The organism is Vibrio sp. CK2-1, assembly GCF_021726515.1.
Lineage (GTDB): Bacteria > Pseudomonadota > Gammaproteobacteria > Enterobacterales > Vibrionaceae > Vibrio.
Genome location: NZ_JAKKCJ010000003.1, coordinates 281,751 through 304,346, shown reverse-complemented (window position 1 = coordinate 304,346; position 22,596 = coordinate 281,751). Strand labels below are relative to the sequence as shown.

The window sequence follows — 22,596 nt, the reverse complement described above, 5'->3', positions numbered from 1 at the left end:
CTAATAATGCCTCTCGAGTAAAACCGCTTCTAAGCGATCGCTTATACGGCTTGGGACTTGCTGTTTGACTTCATACACTGCTTCACCAATTGCATTGATCATAGCAGATGTATCAGCTTGCCCATGGCTTTTGATAACAATGCCGCGCAATCCTAGCAAACTTGCACCATTATACTGGTCGGGGTTCAGTGTTTTTAACTCATTAAATAAATTAGAGAACAATTTTCGAGCAATCCAGCCCTTAATTGTTGAAGAAGTAAAATAACTTTTTAATTTTTGGTGGAATAAGTGCGCTACCCCTTCACAGGTTTTCAGGCACACATTTCCGACAAATCCATCACAAACTATCACATCTGCGACATCATAAAAAAGCTGATTTCCTTCAATATAGCCAGAATAGTTGATTTCTTTTGTTTGGCTGAGTAATTCTGAGCAACGCTTAACCAAGTCATTGCCTTTTATTTCTTCTTCACCAACATTCAAAATCGCCACTCGAGGCGGATGTGGAATATGCACTTCAGCCAACGCGCTACCCATCACGGCAAATTGGAATAAAGTATCCGCATCAACCGATACATTAGCACCCAGATCTAGCATCCAGGTTTTTTTACCGGATACCGTTGGTAATGCACTAACAAGGGCTGGACGTTCTATCCCAGGTAATAATTTAAGACGGAATTTTGACAAAGCCATTAAAGCGCCGGTATTTCCACCACTCACGCAAGCATCGGCCATACCATCGGCAACATGATCAAGCGCAATGCGCATCGATGTTCCGGAACTATTGCGTAATGCTAAAGACGGCTTTTCATCATTAGAAATATCTCTCTCACTATGTTTAATGATGAGACGAGGGGTCGGAGTAAATCCGAGATGTGTCAGTTCTTTCGTGATTTGTTCACGATCACCGACCAAGATAACTTTCAGCTCTGGGAAATGTGACAATGCCTGCACGGCGGCAGGCACTGTTACGCGAGGACCGAAATCCCCGCCCATTGCATCAAGTGCAACGGTAATAGTTTGCAAAGGTCAACCTTACTTGTTGATAACCTTTTTGCCACGGTAGTAACCGTCAGCAGTCACGTTGTGACGTAGGTGAGTTTCACCTGAAGTTGCGTCTACAGATAATGCACTAGTAGTTAGCGCATCGTGTGAACGACGCATGCCACGCATTGAACGTGATTTTTTGCTCTTTTGTACGGCCATGACCCTACTCCTTCGTTTTTAAACTCTAATGCTTTATAGCACTAGCGCTTTAAATTTTTTAAAACGTCAAATGGATTCGGTTTTTCTTCCAAAACTTCTTCTGGGAGATCACCAAACACCATATTGTTTGATTGTACGCTACATTCAGATTCGTCATGCATCGCAATTTGAGGTAATTCTAGAATGAACTCGTCTTCCACTAACTTAATCAGATCCAACTCACCGTACTCGTTCAGATCTACCAAATCGTACTCTTCCGGTGCGTCTTGTTCACTTTTCTCACTGTAAACAGGGGTACAAGTGAATTCAACTTCGCACAAATGCGCGAATATCTCATTACAGCGTTGACATTCTAAATCGACTTCGACGTTAGCTTTACCAGAGATAACGACTAATCGTTGTTCATCCAACTCAAAGGACAATGATACTTCTGCGTCGCGTTTGACGCCTTCAGTCAACTCGGCAATGCGCTTCATTAAACTAACTTGAACTATACCTTGATAGTCTAAGCGTTTTTGAGCAGATTTTGCTGGGTCAACTGTACGCGGTATTTTTACCTTTTGCATAGGGCGCGAATATTATCCTCCAAAATGAATTTAGTCAAAGGAAAAGGCAAAAAACTTACACTTTCCTTTTCCCTGTTCTATGCACCGTTCAACATGACGCATAGCGTGATTTGTTTTAGTATGCCCAAGTAATGTAAGACACGTAAATTGGCACCTTGAAGTTACTTAGGTGTATATAAATTAATCTTTAAAGGCCCACTTATGTCGCCAAAACTAATTTTAGCTTCCACATCCTCTTACCGAAAACAATTACTTGATAAACTTGCTATCGAATTTGAAACTCGTGAACCTAACTGTGATGAAACGCCGTTGGCTGGTGAAAGCGCGACCGAACTGGTACTGCGTTTAGCCAAAATGAAAGCCCAATCATGCGCACTAAAAGAGCAAGGCAAACAAATCATTATTGGCTCTGATCAAGTTTGCGTTATTAACAACGCCATTATTGGCAAACCCCTTACTCGAGACAATGCCATTCAACAGTTGACTCAAGCGAGTGGCCAAGTCATTACGTTTTATACTGGCCTCGCGGTTTTTAACAGCGAAACAGGATGCTGTGATGTCACACTAGATGAATTCAACGTGCACTTCCGAACGCTCTCTCAAGCGCAAATTGAATACTATGTCGATACTGAGCAACCTTTCTATTGCGCCGGAAGTTTCAAAAGCGAAGGACTCGGTATTGCTTTATTCGAACGCTTAGAAGGTAAAGATCCTAACTCGCTTATAGGCTTACCACTTATTACCTTAATCGATATGCTTGAAAAGCAAGGCATTCAGGTTTTATCTAAATAGCCTTCACCTAGGTTAAATAGTCCGTTATTTCGCTCTTAAACCTGCTAGCGCTTTTTCGAGTTTGGCTTCCATTGGTGCTGAAATATCCATAGTCTCTTCTGTCGCCGGATGCGTAAATTTAATATTGGCGGCATGAAGGAATAAACGATTCAGCCCTACTTGCCCTGTATAAGCATCAAAACGACGGTCACCATAGCGGTCATCCCAAGCAATCGGATGGCCGACATACTGACAATGAACACGAATTTGGTGTGTTCTACCCGTAATCGGGCTAGCTTGAACTAAGGTCGCTTGATTAAACTTTTCCAAAATCTTATAGCGAGTTTCTGACGGCTTACCATTTGGGTTTACTCGAACAATGCTATTCACTTCATTTTTGAGCAGCGGAGCCTTAACCACTTTACAGCTCTGCTTCCACTCTCCCATCACTAAAGCAAAATAATACTTCTGAACGGTCTTCTCGCGAAATTGTGCTTGTAAATGACGCAATGCCGAGCGCTTTTTAGCAACCAATAAGATCCCAGAAGTATCACGGTCGATACGGTGAACCAATTCAAGAAAGCGAGCTTGTGGGCGCAATGCTCGTAATGCTTCGATGGCGCCAAATTTTAAACCGCTGCCGCCATGAACCGCCGTCCCCGATGGTTTATTTAAAATCAGCATGCTGTCATCTTCGAAAATGATGCAATGTTCTAACTCAGAGACTTTATCTAATTTGGTGCTCACGGGGGCGGCATCTTCTTCTGCCGAAATGCGTACCGGAGGAATACGAACGATGTCACCGGCTTGTAATTTATATTCCGCCTTCACGCGTTTTTTATTTACGCGCACTTCTCCCTTACGCAAGATTCGATAAACCATGCTTTTAGGGATCTGCTTTAATTGATTACGCAAAAAATTGTCGATTCGTTGGCCCGCCATATCAGCGTCAATATCGACAAATTTCACTTCTGTTTTAATATCATTCATCCGGCTATTCTAACACTCAAACATCGCCCAGAGGCATAAGATTCTGAAAATTATTATCTCCATTTTATCCCCCACGTTCACTTTTCACTCACAACCGTACAAAATTAAAACAAGAATCAAACTAACAGCATGTTATTAAACAAATTAATATTATTAATAATACGGATGTAATATCACTCACTTCCGAGTTAACCACAGGTTTTCCTATTTATTTACGCACTTTGACGTAAAGCTGATTGCTGATATTTCTTGGCGCTGCTATAGTTCACAGCTGCAATGGTTGTATTGAACATTTTCTATGCAAATTTAATGTCATCCATTGCAATTAATGAGTAGAAGCTTCGAACGTATGTGCTGCATTAGGCGTAAGACACAGCTGACGAAGACCAACTTATCGCCTACTCACGTTATCAATGCAGAAGTAATACCGACTTGAATTCGGACCAAGCATTCGCGTTCTACCCAAAGTAATTGAAGTTCTAACACAAGATTTTGTGACATAACTTCAAATAAGAAAGGTATGAATGTTTGGTGGCTATTGTGCCCTAGCGCATCCCCTATACAGCCGTGAGGTTGAAGCCAAAGTCATGGGATCTGGCACCTTTGATACGACATAAAGCGATAAGCAATTATCACGAAGAAAAACAACGAGAATTTTAAAAATGAAAAGAATGTTGATCAACGCAACTCAAAAAGAAGAGTTGCGCGTCGCATTAGTTGATGGTCAGAAACTGTTTGATTTAGATATCGAAAGTCCTGGTCATGAATCTAAAAAAGCTAATATTTATAAAGGCCGTATCACTCGAGTAGAACCAAGTTTAGAAGCTGCATTTGTAGACTATGGTGCTGACCGACACGGTTTCCTCCCTCTTAAAGAAATTGCCCGCGATTACTTCCCTGCAGGTTACACCTACCAAGGCCGTCCGAACATTAAAGAAGTTCTGAAAGAAGGCCAAGAAGTTATTGTTCAAGTAGAAAAAGAAGAACGCGGTCAAAAAGGCGCAGCGTTAACCACTTTTATCTCTCTTGCGGGTAGCTACTTAGTATTAATGCCAAATAACCCTCGTGCTGGCGGTATTTCTCGTCGCATTGAAGGTGATGAGCGTACTCAACTTAAAGCAGCATTAAGCACTCTTGAACTACCACAAGGCATGGGCTTAATTGTTCGTACTGCGGGTGTAGGCAAGAGCGCAGAAGAGCTTGAATGGGATTTGAATATCCTACTGAAACATTGGTCTGCAATTAAAGAAGCCTCTAACGGCGAAGCAGCACCTTTCTTAATTCACCAAGAAAGTAATGTTATCGTTCGCGCTATTCGTGACTATTTACGTCGTGATATCGGTGAAATTCTGATTGATAGCAATACCATCTATGAACGTGCTAAAGCGCATATCCAATTGGTGCGTCCTGATTTCGTATCACGCGTTAAAAAATACGATGGCGATGTACCTCTATTTAGCCACTACCAAATTGAAAGCCAGATTGAATCTGCGTTCCAACGCGAAGTTCGTCTACCTTCTGGTGGTTCAATCGTTATCGATCCAACGGAAGCATTAACGTCTATTGATATCAACTCCGCTCGTGCAACGAAAGGTGGTGATATTGAAGAAACCGCATTAAACACCAACCTAGAAGCAGCAGATGAAATTGCACGTCAATTACGTTTACGTGACCTAGGTGGCCTAGTGGTTATCGACTTCATTGATATGACGCCAGTTCGTCACCAACGTGAAGTTGAAACTCGCATGCGCGAAGCAGTAAGAATGGACCGTGCTCGCGTACAAATTGGTCGTATCTCACGCTTTGGCCTACTAGAAATGTCACGCCAGCGTTTGAGCCCGTCACTAGCGGAAGCTAGCCATCATATTTGTCCTCGTTGTACTGGTACTGGTGTGGTTCGTGACAATGAATCATTAGCTCTATCTGTACTTCGTTTGATTGAAGAAGAAGCCCTAAAAGATAACAGCTCACAAGTGCTTGCCGTTGTGCCTGTCCCTATCGCGTCTTACTTGCTCAATGAAAAACGCAAATCAATCCAGCACATTGAGAAGCATCAAGAAGTAAACATCATTGTTGTACCAAACGCTGATATGGAAACCCCTCACTTTGAAGTGGTTCGCCTACGCGATGGTGAAGAACATCAGATTCTATCGTACTTGATGCCTAAGCGAATTGAAGCATTCAAAGAAGAAGCAGCAAAAGAGCCTGCTTTAGCTGATATGAAGCCTCGTCGTATTGAAGAGCCAGTATTGAAAGGTTTTGCACCATCAAGCGCTCCGGCACCAACTCCAACTGCCGCACCAACGCCTGCCCCTAAAGCAGAGCCCCAAGCGAAAGCTAAGTCTGGTGGTTTAGGTGGTTTGTTTAAAGCCATTGGTAATTTCTTATTCGGTGGTGATGAGCCAAAAGAAGAGAAAGCGACTGAAGAAGCGAAACCAGCTCAACAAAACCGTCAACGCAACGATCAGCGTGATAATAATCGTCGCCGTAACAACCGTGACCGTAATGAACGCAATAATGATCAACGTAACAAACGCCGTAAGCCGCGTACTAACGAGACTGCAGATAAAGTAGTAGAATCAGCAGCGCCTCAAAATGACGTTCGTAACGATAAGAAGCGCAAGCCAAAGCAAGACAAAAAGCCAGCTAAAAATGCAACTAAGGTTGTAGAACAAGGCCAACAAATTGCCGCTGAAGCTCAAGCAAAAACCACCTCAGCTGAAGAGAAAACAACTCAAGTTAAACAACGTCGTCAACGTCGTCAGATGAAGAAGAAAGTACGTGTTAACGAGCAAGTTGCAGAAGAAGCGAACGTTCAAGATCTAGCCAAAGCAGAGCAAGCGGAAGTCGCTGCCAAGCCTGAAGCAACAGATAAAGAAGAAGGCCAACAACGTCGTAACCGTCGTTCACCACGTCATCTTCGTGCTAGCGGCCAACGCCGTCGTCGCACACGTGATCGTCGCCCTAACCCATATCGCCTACGTGCCGGTGGTGTTGCATCACCTGAAATGGCAATGGGTAAAGTATGGCCACAATACGTAGCTGAAAAACCGAAACAAAAAGAAGAGCAAGCACAACCTGCAGTAGAAGCATCCATTCCTACTGGCGGTTACGCTTTCCCTGAAATGTCGATGGGTAAAATTGTTATCCTAAGCAAAGCGTTAACAGAAACCGCTACAACGACTGAAGCACCAACCACGCAGCAACCTGTGAAAGCAGAGCCTGCACCAGTGGTAGAAGCGGCTCCAGTAACACCAGCGGTAACTGAAGCGCCTGCAGTTGAAACTGCCTCTGAAGTGAAAGCTGAGCAACAAGATAACCTTGTTGTTGAGAATACGCCAAAAGCACAGCAAGCTAAGACACCAAAATCTGTCAAAGTGAAAGCAGCTAAAGCAAAATCTCATGTCAGCGCACCAATGGCAAAAGCTTCTGGTACTGGCGAGTTAAATGACATCACTATTATTGCTGCTCCTTTCCGTGAATCTACTTTCACAGGTAAAGCGGCTGGCAGCCAATCAGCAACTGGCCATGCGAGTTCTGAAATGTCAAAAACGCTTAACGGCTAAGCTAAACAGCATTAATCGTTAAAGTTATTAAGCAAGATCACTAGAGATGGTGGTCTTGCTTTTTTTATCTCAACGATTGGCAAGAGATAACCTGTTGCAGAAAATTCCACCATTCTGTAACATTCGCCAACAAATTATTCTCACTCTCAATCATGAATACCTTTCACTTGTACCTTTTGTCTCCATTAGGGTGACATTGGTATCATTTTTCATTCATGACTAGAGTCCTTTATTTTATAACTTTTAACTGAGTAAGCATGTTTCCCCAAATATCTAGTCAATCTCTAAAAAATGATGTGTTATCAGGCCTGACCGTAGCACTAGCATTAGTACCTGAGGCTGTTGCCTTTGCCTTTGTCGCAGGTGTCGATCCAATGGTTGGCTTATATGCCGCCTTTATTATGGGTCTCATGACTTCTGTCTTCGGTGGACGTCCTGGGATGATTTCTGGCGCGACTGGCGCGACCGCGGTTGTAATGGTGAGCTTAGTTGCCGTTCATGGCGTTCAATACTTATTTGCAGCCGTTTTATTAGTCGGTTTAATACAAATTACGGCTGGTTTATTAAAACTAGGTAAGTTTATCCGCATCGTTCCACATCCGGTGATGATTGGCTTTGTGAATGGCTTAGCGATCGTTATCTTCATGGCCCAGCTTGGTCAATTTAAAGCGCCAGATATCAACGGAATAATGACTTGGTTGCCACAAGGACAAATGACGATCATGTTAGGCTTAGTCGCTTTAACCATGGCTATCATTTATTTCTTGCCTAAGTTAACCAAAGCTGTGCCCTCTTCGCTTGTGGCGATTGTTGTTGTCACGGCGTTAACTCAAGTCTTGAACTTAGATACTCGCACTGTAGTTGATTTCTTACGCACTATGTCTGGTGATATGAATGCAACACTCGCGGGTGAACTGCCAACATTTGCACTACCGGCCGTACCGTTTAACTTCGAAACGCTACAAATTGTTTTCCCATATGCATTAATCATCGCCGCCATTGGTTTAATTGAATCACTACTAACCTTAACGGTAGTCGATGAGATGACGAACACTCGTGGTAAAGGAAACCGTGAATGTATTGGCCAAGGTCTTGGTAACTTAACCTGCTCAGTATTTGGTGCGATGGGTGGCTGTGCCATGATTGGTCAATCGATGATCAACATTAATTCCGGTGGCCGTAGCCGTTTATCAGGTATTACTGCCGCGATTGCCCTACTTTGCTTTATCTTATTTACCGCGACTTGGATTGAAATGATCCCACTAGCAGCGCTAGTTGGCGTAATGTTTATGGTGGTAATCGGGACGTTTGAATGGGCAACCTTCAAGTTGGCTCGCCGAGTGCCTAAGCAAGATTTCTTCGTGATTATCCTTGTGACTATCGTAACCGTATTGACAGACTTAGCCGTTGCGGTTGGTGTCGGTGTTGTGGTTTCAGCATTAATGTTCGCTTGGCAACATGCAAAACATATCAATGCAGTGACAAGCATCAATGAAGAAGGCTCGAAAGTTTACCAAATTAACGGCCCTATCTTCTTTGGTTCTGCGGCTAACTTTACTGAGCTTTTCAATGCTTATGACGATCCTCAAGATGTGATCATCGATTTTGGCCAGTCTCGCGTGGTTGACCATTCCGCTATCGAAGCAATTGAAACCATAGCAGAGCGTTACACGCGTTTAGGTAAGACACTCCATCTACGCCATTTAAGTCAAGATTGTAAGACTCTACTGGATAAAGCTGGCAGCCTAATTGAAATCAATGTCAAAGAAGATCCAACTTATAAAGTGATTGATGACCTACTCGCGGACTAATTCGCAGTATAACTTTCTATACTCAAGTAACTTGGATATATAAACCATTAGCCCAACCATCGCGTTGGGCTTTTTGTTTTTTAAGGTATCGAGTATACCCCTCTAAAACTTTGGTTTTTTCTGCCTTTTAAATTCGTTACTATCCCTTCATCCCCTACCTTCATGGAACGATATAATATGTCTGAGCATAAACAAGATAAGCACCAACAACGCCAGCAAAAAATCAAACAACAAGTAGACCAACGTATTGAAGCCGCTCAACAGGAAAAAGGTTTAGTCGTGGTTATCACTGGCAATGGTAAAGGTAAAACCACATCGGGTTTCGGTACCGTCGCGAGAGCCGTTGGGCATGGCCAGCAATGCGCTGTTGCTCAGTTTATTAAAGGCACATGGGATAATGGTGAAAAGAATCTATTAGAAAAGCTAGGCGTCTCTTTTCATGTGATGGCAACTGGATTTACCTGGGAAACTCAAGATAAACAAAAAGATACTCAAGCCGCTCAGCAAGTATGGCAAGAGTGCAAAAAAATACTACAAGATGAAAGCATCGATGTCGTTCTACTCGATGAAATCACCTATATGGTGACCTATGGTTATATCGACCTAGACGAGCTTATTCAAGCCATCGAAAATCGACCTCAAGAGCAGTCGGTTATTCTTACCGGACGTGCCGCTCACCGCAACTTAATAGAACTCGCCGACACTGTATCGGAAGTACGAAATGTTAAACATGCCTTTGAAGCCGGAGTTAAAGCGCGTAAAGGTATTGATTGGTGATCGCTCTCTGCCAATATTAGAAAACCGCATTAAATAACCGCACCTAAGATTAGCCCATACAAAAATGCCACTTCACAACTGAAGTGGCATTGTTATTTAGAGCTTAAACTTAATTCTATTTGAATAAACCATTTAGTAAATCACCAGCGGCCTTTTTGACATCATCTTTTTGTTTAGAATCATCATCACCCAGTAATTTATCTAGACCTCGATCAACCTCTTTTTGAGCCTTTTCTTTTGCTCGGTCAATCTCAGCTTGAGCTTTTTGCTTGGTTTGCTCATCTAATGCAGCGTTTAAATCTGGACGAATTTTAGGTTCCGCCCAAGTGCCTTTAATAGTAATAGGAAGAGTAATGTCTTTTAACTCTTCAGTATCTTTACCACCTTGGCCTTTCAAAGTCCCTACTACCGATGTTTTAACCAGAAAATCAACCGTCTCATTAACGTAGTTCGCCTGCCCACTACCTAGAATTCTTAGTAGTGGTGATTGAGCCGTTAAGTTATTGGTCGTCATCACCCCTTTTGACAGGTTCATCGTTGCCGTTACAGCACTAAAGTCGGTTTTCTTAACCTGAGTTTCTTCTGCTTTCTGACCTTTGAATAACGCTTGGACAGAACGAATTTCATGGGCAACATTGACACCATAAAACGAACCATCAGCAAAGTTAATCTTCACTACACCGGCTAAATTTTGCTTCGCTTTATCGACAATTAAACTCTTACCTTTTATATCTGCGGTGATATTGCCGGTACCTGAAACAAAGTCCATTTGTGCCACATCTTTCAACAATGGTTGAACTTGAACACCTTTGATTTCTTTGTGCACTGTATAAGTGGCAACATCTTTACGAGCATCAATTTTAGCATTCGCATTCACCGAACCTTGATACAAGTTAGCCGCAAATTTTTGCAAATCAATCACACCGCGATTCACTTTAAACTGCGTTTGTACATTCTGCATTTTGGCATTATTTGCTGTTAGCTTATCAATGGTAATTTTACCGGTGACATCTAATGTACGTGTCGCACTAAGATCAGGTTCTACTTGAGATGCAGAAGCATTAGTGTTGCTCGAATTTTTAGCGGTAGAGGCTTTTGCTGTTGTCTCTGATTTTTCAGGAGCAGCTTGCTCCATTTGCTTAAGTAGCGCATCAACGTTGATTTCAGGGCTGTGAATATCGAACACTATTTTAGGAATACTTGGCGCTAAACTCACCTGCGTAGAACCATCAAAGTTAAGCTCATTCACCGATAGCTTTTTCAATGCAACGTCTAGATATTGTTTTGCTAAGTCGAAGCGAATATCAGAATTCATATCAATCGAAATAGGGCTAAGTGGTAACGATTTACCATCAACCTTCCCTGTGACATTCATATTCTGAACTTTAAGCTCCGTCATCGCTTTATCAAGCATAATCGACGCAGACTGATTAATGTCGATATTCATACCAGATGCCGTTCCGTTAACACTCAGTGCCATTTTGCTGACTGAGTTAAATTGAAACGAATCTAGGGTAAAACGCGCTTTTTTAATGTCAGTAGAAGGATCTTTAAATTGCGCTTCTACATCGGTACCACGTAATTGGTAATCCGATAAGTCTTGTGAAACTTTAAACTCGGTCTTTCCTTTTACAGCAAAAGTTTGCTGATTTTGTTTACCCGTAATATCAAATTCAGCGTTGCTCCACTCATCGAAACTAAACTGTGATAACGCGAAGTTCACATCGGATAAGGTTAGGTCTGAATTATTCGCTGCATCTAACATCACCAGTTTGGCATTGTTAACCGTAATGCCTTCTAAACTGATTTCCCATGGGCTTTCACTGGCAGGGTTTACACTTTCAGTGGGTTCATTAGTCTCATCACTACTTGGGGGTGTTTGAGTGGTTTTGTCTTCAGCAGATTCCTTAACAATATCAAGGTTTGAACGACCATCTTTTAGCTTCTGAATAAAAATATCAGCGCCGTTTAACGTAACGTTGCCGATATTAAGTCGCTTTTCAAGCAATGGCAGTACAGAAACATCCAAAGCCGCCTCATCAAACTTAACCACTTGTGCTTGCTTAAAGCCTTCCGCAGAGTTTAATACTTGGGTCTTGCCAATAGAAAAACCGAGATGCGGAAAGAAGCTCCAAGAAATATCACCATCGATGACCAAGTCAAAGCCCGTTTGAGCCTTAGCTTGCTCGATAATAAGCGGCTTAAATTGATTAGGGTTAACGAAAATGACCAATGCTAGAATGGCAATTAACACCGCGGCAATGGGTACAGAAAGGAATAGAAGTATTTTTTTCATGGAGATCCTTTTCAAAACAAATATACATATTTTTAATAGTTAGTATAACAAACTATCATTCGTTTAGATAAAGTAAAATCAGTAAGAAAGCACTGACAAAACCATAAAAAAAGGGCTTTCTATAAGCCCTTTTATAATCTCTTAATCTTCGTTAATACGGCTTGCAACCGCACCTTGTTGATTCTTATATTTGGCGTTATCACGCTTGTTATACGGTTTTTCTGCATCACCAGACAACACTTCAAAGCTCAATGCACCAATTGGCATCATTGGTTTCAGAGCTAATGGCAAGCGCCCTGAGTTATAGAACTCAAGAACAATTCGACCAGACCAACCTGGATCAATACGGTGTGCAGTAACATGCACCATCAAACCTAAACGTGCTAATGAAGACCGACCATCTAACCAGCCAACGATATTGGCAGGTAAATCAACCGACTCATAGGTTACCGCTAAAGCAAGTTGCCCGGGGTGTAAGTAAAACTCTTCATCATCGGAAATTTCAATTTCATCACTCATAACTTTTTCAAGCTGAGCTGTAACATCCGATTTTTTACCAGACAAATCGATATATGGGGCACTGTGATCGTTAAACACTCGGAACTGATGTCCTAAGCGAACGTCAACGGTCAAACCACTAATGCTTTCTTCTGATGGCGCTGGAGACATGGCAATCTTGCCTTCAGCTAAATACTTCTTTATATCCCTATCACACAATCTCACGGGCGTTTCTCCTAAAACCACCTTAGTCATTCCAAGGTGGTGATTTAATATCAATTCTTAAATTGTCTATTCTTACGATTTCAGCAGTTTAGCAATGTGCGCTTTCAAAACATCAATCGCGATACGGTTTTTACCGCCACGAGGTACGATAATATCCGCATGTTGCTTTGATGGTTCAATAAATTGCATAAACATAGGGCGAACCGTTTTTTGATATTGCTTTAATACCGACTCCATCGTACGACCGCGTTCTTCAACATCACGTTTCACACGACGTAATAAGCAGATATCTAATGGTGTATCCATGAAGACAGATGCATGCATTAAATTACGTAAACGAGGCTCAGTTAATAGCAAGATGCCTTCTAAAATGATCACTTTTTTCGGTGTCATCAAGGTCGTTTCTTTAGTACGGGTATGTTCTGAATAGCTGTATTCAGGGATCTCAACAGATTCACCTTGAACCAGCTTCTCTAGTTGTTCGCATAATAAGTCATGGTCTAAAGCGTTTGGATGGTCATAGTTGGTTTTAACTCGATCTTCCATACTCAAATGACTTTGGTCACGGTAGTAGCAGTCTTCTGTAATAACGCCAATTTGGTGATCACCAACTTTTGCACGTAATTCTTTATAAATGGTGCTTGCAATTAAGCTCTTCCCTGAAGCCGATGCGCCGGCGATTCCTACAATGACGCATTTGTTTTTTTCAGGCATGTTTTGTTGTTCTGACATGTAAAGCACCCAGCTTAATAGTGACAAGGAATTCCAAATATAACCAAGCTTCATGAAAGCATGATGACTTGGGGAAATTGAATATTTAAACCGCTAGATTATATACCCAAACGCTTGCAAGGTGCGAGTTTCAAGGTGAAATTATTAACCAATAACACGGATGAAGATTGAAAAATAAGCAGCTTGAGATCAAGTGCTTATTTCTCGAACAATTCTTTTATCAGCTAACATCAACAAACATAATATTTTCAGCTCGCGGCTTACCTTGCCAAAATAAATTGGCTGCCACATGAGAAGCCAACTGGAGGTAGATTTCGCTATGCTCACTATCCGGTCTTGCGGCGACAGTTGGGCAACCATTATCAATATCACTTCTTAGATCGATATGCAGCGGGATTTGGGCAAGTAAGGTTAAGCGGGCATCTTGCGCCATTTTTTGCGCGCCTCCCTCTCCAAATATGGCTTCATGATGACCGCATTGAGAGCAGATGTGGTAGCTCATATTTTCAATAATACCAAGCACTGGTACTTCAACTTGATCGAACATAGTGACACCTTTACGAGCATCCGCTAAAGCTAGATCTTGCGGCGTAGTCACCACCAGCGCAGCCGTCACAGGAACTTGCTGAGATAAAGTTAACTGAATATCGCCAGTACCCGGTGGCATGTCGATCACTAGGTAGTCAAGATCTGGCCACAAGGTTTCATTCAATATTTGGGCTAGTGCTTTTGAAGCCATCGGACCTCGCCAGATAGCGGCATCTTGATCGGCAATTAAATAGCCAATCGAATTGGTATATAAACCATGTGCTTCAACAGGGATCATCCATTTATTGTCACGCACACCGGGCTTCTCGCCTTGAGTGCCCAACATTAAAGGAACTGACGGGCCATAAATATCGGCATCAAGTAAGCCAACTTTGGCACCTAACGCCTGTAATGCAAGAGCGAGATTAACTGCGGTCGTCGATTTACCTACCCCACCTTTTGCCGATGTCACCGCGATAATGTTTTTCACCCCTTTCACCGCTTGCCCGTGAGGTGTTTGCAATGGCTTCACTCGTACTGAGACTTGTGTGCTAGGAAAACGTGCATCTTGTTGAGCTTGTAAATCACACCAACTCTGTAGCTCCGCTTTTAGATCTTGATAATAAAAAGGCAAAGCAAGATTCACATGATCATCTCTAAACTGAACCAGGTTTGGCATCTCTGCCCAACCTTCAATCAACGCTTCATGCTCAAACTGATTTAAGCGCTGTAAATACTCATCTTTTGATAACAATGAATGGGATGAAAAATCAGACATGGAACCTCTCTATCATGTGGAGTTAATTGAATCCTAGCAGTTATAAATCCCAACAAACAGCATCAACTAGTAAGGGTTTTCTTAGCTATAGAAAAAATAAAGCCTTAGCAAGCTTATGTGTTCTTGAAGTTAGTTGGGTATCGGGTAGAATCAAAGGCAAAGTTTTATGATGATAATGCTCCCTTTACTCCCCTACTTTGTCTGTTTATCTCCAGCTAAAAAGTATGAGTAACGGTGCTTTGTCTTTCTCCAAGAATAAGAAGCGAAAATATAATATGGCAACTGATCCAAGAAAAATTTTAGTAACCTGTGCACTTCCATACGCTAATGGTTCTATTCACCTCGGCCACATGCTTGAGCATATTCAAGCGGATGTTTGGGTCCGTTACCAACGCTTACGTGGTAATACCGTAAACTTTATCTGTGCGGATGATGCTCATGGTACGCCGATCATGCTGAAAGCTCAGCAACTTGGTATCAAACCAGAAGATATGATTGCGGAAGTTCAAAAAGAACATGAGCAAGATTTTGCAGGTTTTAACATCAGCTTTGATAACTACCATAGCACTCATAGTGATGAAAACCGCGAATTAGCGTCAATGATTTATCTTCGCTTAAAAGAAAATGGCTTTATTACTAGCCGTACTATTTCTCAGCTTTTCGATCCTGAGAAAGAAATGTTCCTACCAGACCGTTTCGTAAAAGGTACTTGCCCTAAGTGTAAAGCTGAAGATCAGTACGGTGATAACTGTGATGCTTGTGGCGAAACTTATAGCCCAACCGATCTTATCAATCCAAAGTCTGCTGTTTCTGGTGCGACTCCGGTAATGAAAGATTCTGAGCATTTCTTCTTCGACTTACCACAGTTCCAAAGCATGCTAAAAGAGTGGACTCGTTCTGGCTCTCTGCAATCTGAAACTGCGAACAAAATGCAAGAATGGTTTGAATCCGGCCTGCAACAGTGGGATATCTCGCGTGATGCACCTTATTTTGGTTTTGAAATCCCAGGTGAGAAAAACAAATTCTTCTACGTATGGCTAGATGCGCCAATTGGTTACATGGGTTCATTTAAAAACCTATGCAACAAGCGTGATGATTTAAGCTTTGACGAATACTGGAAACAAGACAGCACCGCTGAGCTATACCACTTTATCGGTAAAGATATTGTGTATTTCCACAGCCTATTCTGGCCAGCAATGCTTGATGGCGCAGGTTTCCGTAAGCCTAACAACGTATTTGTACACGGTTATGTCACGGTTAACGGCGCGAAAATGTCAAAATCAAAAGGCACATTTGTAAAAGCGAGCACTTACCTTAAACACCTAGATCCTGAATGTTTACGTTATTACTACGCCGCTAAACTAAACAGCCGTATTGATGATCTTGACTTGAACCTAGAAGATTTCACTCAGCGCGTAAATTCAGATGTAGTAAACAAAATTGTTAACTTAGCCTCGCGTAACGCAGGTTTCATCACTAAGCGCTTTGAAGGTAAGCTTTCTAGTAACTTTACCGAAATGGCGCTATATCAAGAGTTTGTTGATGCGGCGGATCGCATTGCAGAACTTTATGAAACTCGTGAATTTGGTCGTGCTATTCGTGAAGTGACCGCACTTGCCGATAAAGCCAACCAGTACGTTGATGAAAAAGCCCCTTGGGTTATCGCGAAACAAGAAGGTAAAGACCAAGAGCTACAAGATATTTGTACGGTTGGTATTAACCTATTCCGCGTATTAATGACTTACTTGAAGCCTGTTATGCCTGAACTTGCAGCGCGTAGTGAAGCCTTCTTAAATGATACCTTGACCTGGGAAACCATGACTTCGCCATTAACCGATCACGAAGTCACTAAGTTTAAGGCACTATTTAACCGTATCGATCCTAAGCATGTTGAAGCGATGATCGAAGCCTCTAAAGAAGATGCGGCAGTAGAAATGGCAGCGAAAGAGCAAGCTGAAGCGTCTGCACAGTCAGAGCTAGATAAAGAGCCGATTGAAGCAGAAGTTGAGTTTGATGATTTTGCTAAAGTTGATATGCGTATCGCTAAAATCATTTCTTGTGAAGCTGTGCCGAAAGCCAATAAACTGCTTAAATTCCAGTTAGATATTGGTGGCGAAACTCGTCAGGTATTCTCGGGAATCAAGTCTGCTTATACGCCAGAAGAGCTAGAAGGTAAACTAACCGTCATGGTTGCTAACTTGAAGCCACGTAAAATGAAGTTTGGCATGTCTGAAGGTATGATTTTAGCCGCAGGCCCTGGTGGTAAAGATCTTTGGATTTTAGAGCCACACGAAGGTGCTCAACCTGGCATGCGTGTGATGTAATCACTTCATAGTAAGGATTTCCATCCGAAATAAAATAACCCCCAATGTTGGACAACCAGCATTGGGGGTTATTTCTATGTAGTCGTCTATATCTATACCCTTCATACCGGTGAAACTGCAGCTTTGTTGCCAGCACTCATTGCACCAATAAGTCGCAATATCGCTCCAATTTATACCAAGTAGAATAAATAAAGTGTCTGACTTTTATCATAGGGAAACGTTTCCTAGCCTCCCCAACCTTGGTTCAGATCTTGCATAGTATTCCCATATAATATGAATCCAAAGGAGGTCGTTCATGTTTATCGGAATCAGTATATTACTGCTCATTGGTATTCTCGCCAGTTTGTTCTACTTCAACATTACGCGAGAAAAAAGCCACCAGTATCGCTATCGTCTGATTAATCAGTTGCGTCAGCTCATTTATTTGACGCGCCAACATCGAGCCCTCACTCATGCGCATTTAGCTGCAGCGGTCTACTCTGTACAGACTCTAAAGCAAACCAACCTTTCTATTATCGAAATATTGCAGAATCTAAAGCTCAGTGCGGGCGCGGATACTGGGCCAGAAATTCGTGTGCTATACGATAAAACTCAATCTGTATTGCTAAATTGGACCGAATTCAATGTCGCCAAAAATCAACTAGAGCATGGTAGGTTAATTCGTCAAATGATGTTTTTAACTGATGAGGTCATGATTGAATGGCTAATTGATACACATCATGATGATATTGCGGAAGAATATCACCACCGATGGCAAAAAATTCTCGATACGTTAGAAAGTTTGACTCGCTTTAGGATCAGTATTCAGGATATCGACACACCGATTGGACAACAACGTTTTCGTCATCATGCGGTCATGTTAAGCCGAAGAATGAATCAGCTGTCATTAATTTGCCCATTAACCATGGCTGATAATGATCAAAATGGCGTGATTCAAACCTTAAAACATTGGGAACAAGAAGATAGTGTTGTAGAGACGCCAGAGCAACTCTACCAACTGTCGCTAGAAGCCTCATATTTGATTTTTAACGTTTATGACCAAATACTTTCAGAAACTTGCGAAGAGATTTATTTACCTTTAGAGGCTATTAACCAAAATAATTGGAGTTACAGCAAAGCGACAAGTAAATAAGCCCGAAAGCTGCCATTTCAAGTACGAAAGGTATAGCTATTGACGAAAAAAAACCTGCTATTCAGTAGCAGGTTTTTATCTATAACATTCTAAAACGAATCAGCTATCATCTTCGGTAAAGTTACTTGGAAGATTTTGCTTCATCTTCATCCAGATGTGGCCACTTTCAATGCCGTAACGACGGATCAAGTTCGGTAACTCTTGGCGATCCCCTTTCTCACATAGCACTAGTAATTCTTTATAAAACTGAAGTGCCAGCTTTCTCGCTTCTGGATTAGAAAAGTAAAAGCTACCCACACGATCGTATAACTTTTTAATGCCGTTAAAGATCAACCCATAGATTTGATTTCCTGAATGGAAAGCCAAACGTTGGAATAACATGTAATCATAAAAATTGAACGTCTTCGCGATGAGAATATCATCACGCTTTTCTTCATCTTTCTCATTGTCTTCTTTTACTGACTGTTTGATTTTTTCAGCATAAGGCGACTCTTCAATAAAAGATTCCCATGAATGATGAGATAAAAGCGTTTCACATGAGTCAATCACGCGATTTAACGTTTTAATACAAGCTTCAGGGTTAGACTTAAAGGCATATCCCATGAAAATTGGGCTAATGCTAGTACGAGCAGCCAAGAGATCTTCAACAATACTTGTCGCATTATCGGTATCAAGCGTCATAAGCGTATCGAGAATGTGTAAACTCGATGTTTCCATGAAATTATTCACTTTGGTTGGCTTACCATGCTGAATAGTCAACCATCCATCACGAGCCAATCGCTGCAACACTTCACGTAACGTTGTTCGAGTAACACCGATCAGTTCAGATAACTCTCTCTCTGCCGGCAAAATAGAGCCAGGTGGAAAACGTCCGTTCCAGATACTTTCAATAATATATTTTTCTGCAAATCCTGCAGGGCTCTTTGCCTTAATAACCATGTATTCACTTTACCTAGTTTTAGGAATGAAAATTACACTCATCATACCACTACTTCCAACTTCCTGAAAACCATGATTCCATGTTGTATAGAAGACCTATCTCTCATAAATGTCTCAAAATGAGAGATCTCTCCGAAGCTTTATTCAATTTTTATGACAAAAATATAACTCACTTCCACTTATTTTATTTTAGTCATTTTACTCTTTCTAGTTTGCCTGTATTCTCATCGCCACAAAAAACAAACAAAATCACAACACTAGTAACAAAAACATAAACTTAATAGCAACTTTCCACCATAACGACGAAATAGTTTTATATTGACGAGCGAAATATTGATCCGCTTCACATATTGATATACTAATCTCGTCATACTGTGCATAAGTTCAAATTTTTGGAGTGAAAAGAGTAAGTTCATGAGTATGTCTTTAGGAAACGCCTTCATTAAAAACTTCCTGGGCAAGGCCCCAGATTGGTATAAAGTTACTATTGTGGCCTTTTTAGTCATTAATCCCATCGTATTCTTTTTTATTGACCCTTTTACCGCTGGTTGGTTATTAGTTGCTGAATTTATATTCACTTTAGCTATGGCGCTAAAATGCTACCCATTACAACCTGGTGGCCTATTAGCCATTGAAGCGGTAGCGATGGGAATGACGACCGCAGAACAAATCAAACATGAACTTGCTGCTAATATCGAAGTATTACTGCTATTAATATTCATGGTAGCTGGCATCTACTTTATGAAGCAGTTGCTACTATTTTTGTTCACTAAAATTTTGCTTGGTGTTCGTTCTAAAATTTTACTTTCCATTTCTTTTTGCGTGACCGCAGCTTTCTTATCGGCATTTTTAGATGCACTAACGGTTATCGCCGTTATCATCAGTGTGGCGATTGGTTTTTATGCTATCTATCATAAAGTGGTTTCTAACCCTGATTCTGAAGCCCATCACGATCACTCCACCGATGAGCTAATTCCTGAAATTACCCGCAATGATTTAGAAAATTATCGTGCTTTTTTACGTTCTTTATTAATGCATGCAGGTGTTGGTACGGCACTGGGCGGTGTAATGACAATGGTAGGTGAACCGCAAAACTTAATTATTGCTGACCAAGCCGGTTGGGAGTTTGGTGAATTTATCTTGCGTATGGCCCCTGTAACCTTCCCTGTGTTTATATTTGGCATACTGACTTGTGCACTTGTTGAAAAATTCAAAGTTTTTGGTTACGGCGCAGAACTACCTGATAATGTTCGAAAAATCTTATTAGAGTTTGACTATCAACAGCAACAAAAACGCACTAAACAAGATATCGCAAAACTTTATGTGCAAGCGATTATTGCTATCTGGCTTATCGTAGGTCTTGCTTTTCACCTAGCTGCTGTCGGCCTTATTGGTCTATCCGTGATTATCTTAGCCACTTCATTTACTGGCATTACCGAAGAGCATTCATTAGGTAAAGCCTTTGAAGAAGCGCTACCATTTACCGCCTTATTAGCGGTTTTCTTCGCCGTTGTTGCCGTTATTATCGATCAACATTTGTTTAAACCTATCATTGAAGCCGTGTTGGAACTTGAAGGCAATCAACAAATCACTATGTTCTATATCGCCAATGGCTTGCTATCCATGGTCTCCGATAACGTTTTTGTCGGCACCGTTTATATCAACGAAGTGAAAACAGCACTTTTAGATGGTGCCATTACCCGAGATCAATTTGATTTACTGGCAGTAGCGATCAACACCGGAACCAACTTGCCGTCTGTTGCAACACCAAATGGTCAAGCTGCTTTCCTATTCTTATTAACTTCGGCACTTGCCCCGTTAATTCGTTTATCTTATGGCCGCATGGTCATTATGGCGCTACCGTACACATTAGTGTTAGCTGTCGTTGGCTACTTTGGCATTCAATTCCTTTTAGAGCCTATGACCGCCTATTTCCACTCTATGGGATGGGTTACATCATCTACCATTGAAATTGCTACTCAAGGTAGCCCTATCATTGGTCACTAATAATCCATTGATTAAGATTAAGTGGGAATTGTTGTTTACAGGCAGCATTTCCCACTTCATAATTTTGAACTATTGATCAATTTAACACTCTGATGCTACAAGTTGTATTTCTTTCACTGTATTTATCGCATTAGACATAAGGAAGTCGTTGTGGCTTGGTTATCCTCTATTCATACATTTTCGCAAAAAAGACTCTCATGGATACTATTACTCTCTAGTGTGGCCTTTTTTGAATTATCCGCTTTGTATTTCCAACACGTTATGATGCTAGCACCTTGTGTGATGTGTGTTTATGAGCGTGTTGCTTTTATCGGTATCGGCGCATCAGCCATTATCGGACTCTTAAACCCGATGAATAAATGGGTTCGCTGGACGGGGCTAGCAGCATGGGGCTATACAAGCTTTCGCGGCTTACAGCTGGCTTTAGAGCATGTTGGTTATCAGTTTAACCCTTCACCTTTTGCTACTTGCGATATTTTCCCTCAGTTCCCGAGTTGGGCACCACTTAACCAATGGGTTCCTTGGATGTTTGAACCAACGGGTGATTGTTCTAAAATCGTATGGCAATTTTTAGACCTTTCAATGCCGCAATGGCTCGTGGTCATATTCAGCATCAATTTAGCGGTACTTGCTGTCGTCGTGCTATCTCAATTCGTAAAATCCAAATAAAAAAATAGGGCGACTTTCGTTGCCCTATCTTTTATCACTCTATAGCTCTATAGCAATAAGTTATTCAGTTCTACCACAGCAATGTTTGAACTTCTTACCACTACCACATACACACGCATCATTACGGCCAATCTCTTTGTATGGGTTGATACTTTGTGCTTTTGTGCCTTGCAGAGCTTCATCGGCAGCTTTGGCTACTTCGTTAATCATGATATTAAGTTGAGGTAATAATGCCGATAGAGTCGGTGGCACTTTGATTCCTGCCTCTATCATTTGTTGTTGTGTTGCCTCTTCATCAATCGCCAGCATCAAAGTCGTTAATAACCCTTGCAGCATTCGTACTGTGCCATCAGGGATTTCTGCTACTTCATTCCAACCTGCTTCAATCACAGGCCACACCGTCATAAAGCCTTCGGCAAACTCGGCTAAGCCTTGATGTTCATTTGGCTCAATGCTTAATAGTTCTAACACATCATATTCGCAAGCCATCAAGTGCGCATATTGCAATTCAAAATGACGCGTTAAATTGGCTTCTGCTTGCTGCTTATCTAGCTCAACCAAAGGCGCAATCCAAACATCAGGCTGCAAAACTTTTGGCGTCATATTAGCGGCCAAAATAGCCCCTTCTATAAAGGCTGGCGTATATTCGGTGTTTTCTAAATCGACGCTTTCAATTAACTTCATTTGAATCTCTTTTTGCATACTGATTACTATCGACATAGTGTAACCACTCGAGCCCAAACTACCAAGTGACTTCCTTTCATAGTCAAATGACTTCAAG

18 protein-coding genes are annotated in these 22,596 nt (G+C 41.6%); 8 read left to right on the top strand and 10 right to left on the bottom strand.

The genetic code is table 11. The features are described 5' to 3' along the window. The 3 genes from plsX to yceD are packed head-to-tail and all read right to left on the bottom strand — an operon-like array spanning position 1 to position 1,772. Positions 1 to 1,026 (bottom strand): phosphate acyltransferase PlsX, encoded by a 1,026-nt coding sequence (plsX, locus tag L3V25_RS10045; protein ID WP_237295226.1) that lies wholly within the window; start codon positions 1,024 to 1,026, stop codon positions 1 to 3. Positions 1,027 to 1,035: 9 nt separating this feature from the next. Then, positions 1,036 to 1,206: a 50S ribosomal protein L32 gene (rpmF, locus tag L3V25_RS10040; protein ID WP_017025198.1), complete on the bottom strand. Its 171-nt coding sequence runs from the start codon at positions 1,204 to 1,206 to the stop codon at positions 1,036 to 1,038. Between the two features lie 41 nt (positions 1,207 to 1,247). Next, positions 1,248 to 1,772: a 23S rRNA accumulation protein YceD gene (gene yceD, locus L3V25_RS10035; RefSeq protein ID WP_027697102.1), complete on the bottom strand. Its 525-nt coding sequence runs from the start codon at positions 1,770 to 1,772 to the stop codon at positions 1,248 to 1,250. A 201-nt stretch (positions 1,773 to 1,973) separates the two neighbouring features. Between yceD and L3V25_RS10030 the strand changes: the two genes are divergently transcribed. Then, positions 1,974 to 2,564 carry a Maf family protein gene (locus L3V25_RS10030; RefSeq protein ID WP_237295225.1) on the top strand — a complete coding sequence of 197 codons (591 nt, stop codon included), beginning with the start codon at positions 1,974 to 1,976 and terminating at the stop codon, positions 2,562 to 2,564. Between the two features lie 24 nt (positions 2,565 to 2,588). On the opposite strand, the gene rluC is transcribed toward L3V25_RS10030, so the two are convergent. After that, complete coding sequence (rluC, locus tag L3V25_RS10025; RefSeq protein ID WP_237295224.1) at positions 2,589 to 3,533, bottom strand: 23S rRNA pseudouridine(955/2504/2580) synthase RluC; 945 nt, start codon at positions 3,531 to 3,533, stop codon at positions 2,589 to 2,591. 662 nt (positions 3,534 to 4,195) lie between these two features. On the opposite strand from rluC, the gene rne reads away from it, so the two are divergent. From rne to cobO, 3 genes are all read left to right on the top strand, one after another. After that, a complete protein-coding gene (rne, locus tag L3V25_RS10020; protein WP_237295223.1) occupies positions 4,196 to 7,099 on the top strand; it encodes a ribonuclease E in 2,904 nt (967 codons plus the stop codon). Between the two features lie 257 nt (positions 7,100 to 7,356). Then, positions 7,357 to 8,910: a SulP family inorganic anion transporter gene (locus L3V25_RS10015; RefSeq protein WP_237295222.1), complete on the top strand. Its 1,554-nt coding sequence runs from the start codon at positions 7,357 to 7,359 to the stop codon at positions 8,908 to 8,910. 177 nt (positions 8,911 to 9,087) lie between these two features. Beyond that, positions 9,088 to 9,687 (top strand): cob(I)yrinic acid a,c-diamide adenosyltransferase, encoded by a 600-nt coding sequence (gene cobO / locus L3V25_RS10010; RefSeq protein WP_237295221.1) that lies wholly within the window; start codon positions 9,088 to 9,090, stop codon positions 9,685 to 9,687. Between the two features lie 115 nt (positions 9,688 to 9,802). On the opposite strand, the gene L3V25_RS10005 is transcribed toward cobO, so the two are convergent. The 4 genes from L3V25_RS10005 to apbC form a co-directional block, all read right to left on the bottom strand. Further along, complete coding sequence (locus tag L3V25_RS10005; protein ID WP_237295220.1) at positions 9,803 to 11,983, bottom strand: AsmA family protein; 2,181 nt, start codon at positions 11,981 to 11,983, stop codon at positions 9,803 to 9,805. A 141-nt stretch (positions 11,984 to 12,124) separates the two neighbouring features. Beyond that, positions 12,125 to 12,706, bottom strand: coding sequence for a dCTP deaminase (gene dcd, locus L3V25_RS10000; RefSeq protein WP_027697095.1), 582 nt, complete (start codon positions 12,704 to 12,706; stop codon positions 12,125 to 12,127). A gap of 72 nt (positions 12,707 to 12,778) precedes the next feature. Beyond that, the gene (gene udk, locus L3V25_RS09995) at positions 12,779 to 13,420 is read right to left on the bottom strand and encodes a uridine kinase (RefSeq protein ID WP_089123605.1); all 642 of its coding nucleotides are present in this window, start codon (positions 13,418 to 13,420) and stop codon (positions 12,779 to 12,781) included. A 238-nt stretch (positions 13,421 to 13,658) separates the two neighbouring features. Further along, positions 13,659 to 14,744 carry an iron-sulfur cluster carrier protein ApbC gene (gene apbC, locus L3V25_RS09990; protein WP_237295219.1) on the bottom strand — a complete coding sequence of 362 codons (1,086 nt, stop codon included), beginning with the start codon at positions 14,742 to 14,744 and terminating at the stop codon, positions 13,659 to 13,661. A gap of 275 nt (positions 14,745 to 15,019) precedes the next feature. On the opposite strand from apbC, the gene metG reads away from it, so the two are divergent. Both metG and L3V25_RS09980 read left to right on the top strand, forming a co-directional pair. Continuing rightward, entirely contained in the window at positions 15,020 to 17,068 is a 2,049-nt protein-coding gene (gene metG / locus L3V25_RS09985; protein ID WP_237295218.1) for a methionine--tRNA ligase, read from the top strand. Between the two features lie 295 nt (positions 17,069 to 17,363). Continuing rightward, positions 17,364 to 18,200, top strand: coding sequence for a hypothetical protein (locus tag L3V25_RS09980; RefSeq protein ID WP_237295217.1), 837 nt, complete (start codon positions 17,364 to 17,366; stop codon positions 18,198 to 18,200). A 99-nt stretch (positions 18,201 to 18,299) separates the two neighbouring features. On the opposite strand, the gene fadR is transcribed toward L3V25_RS09980, so the two are convergent. Further along, a complete protein-coding gene (gene fadR, locus L3V25_RS09975) occupies positions 18,300 to 19,139 on the bottom strand; it encodes a fatty acid metabolism transcriptional regulator FadR (protein WP_237295216.1) in 840 nt (279 codons plus the stop codon). A 414-nt stretch (positions 19,140 to 19,553) separates the two neighbouring features. On the opposite strand from fadR, the gene nhaB reads away from it, so the two are divergent. Next, on the top strand, positions 19,554 to 21,146 hold the full coding sequence (gene nhaB, locus L3V25_RS09970) for a Na(+)/H(+) antiporter NhaB (RefSeq protein WP_237295215.1): 1,593 nt from the start codon (positions 19,554 to 19,556) through the stop codon (positions 21,144 to 21,146). Between the two features lie 150 nt (positions 21,147 to 21,296). Further along, on the top strand, positions 21,297 to 21,815 hold the full coding sequence (gene dsbB, locus L3V25_RS09965; RefSeq protein ID WP_237295214.1) for a disulfide bond formation protein DsbB: 519 nt from the start codon (positions 21,297 to 21,299) through the stop codon (positions 21,813 to 21,815). A gap of 60 nt (positions 21,816 to 21,875) precedes the next feature. On the opposite strand, the gene L3V25_RS09960 is transcribed toward dsbB, so the two are convergent. After that, positions 21,876 to 22,499, bottom strand: a complete 624-nt coding sequence (locus L3V25_RS09960) for an SEC-C metal-binding domain-containing protein (RefSeq protein ID WP_237295213.1) — start codon at positions 22,497 to 22,499, stop codon at positions 21,876 to 21,878. Positions 22,500 to 22,596 lie beyond the last annotated feature (97 nt).